The organism is Pseudomonas sp. DE0010 (assembly GCF_007680745.1).
Taxonomy (GTDB): Bacteria; Pseudomonadota; Gammaproteobacteria; order Pseudomonadales; family Pseudomonadaceae; genus Aquipseudomonas; species Aquipseudomonas parafulva_B.
Map to the genome: position 1 here is coordinate 1 of NZ_VEJQ01000284.1, position 242 is coordinate 242.

Sequence of the window (242 nt, forward strand, 5' to 3'; positions counted from 1 at the left end):
TCGAAGCCCGTGCCTTCATCGACGGCCGCTACCAGGCCGCCCAGGGCGGCGCGACTAACGCCGACCTGAGTCCGGTGGATGGTCGCCCGCTGGCCCGGGTGGCCAGTTGCATGGCCGAGGATGCCGAGCTCGCCGTGCAGGCTGCGCGGGCGAGCTTCGCGCGAGGTGACTGGGCCCATCGGGCACCAGCGCAGCGCAAGCGGGTGCTGATCGCCTTCGCCGATCTCTTGCTGGCCCATGCC

General features: G+C 71.9%; 1 protein-coding gene. It reads left to right on the plus strand.

Annotation, left to right across the window (positions count from 1 at the left end; all coding sequences use genetic code 11):
• Positions 1-242, plus strand: a 242-nt coding sequence (locus FS767_RS22555; RefSeq protein ID WP_144968302.1) for an aldehyde dehydrogenase family protein, incomplete at both ends; no start/stop codon positions are given.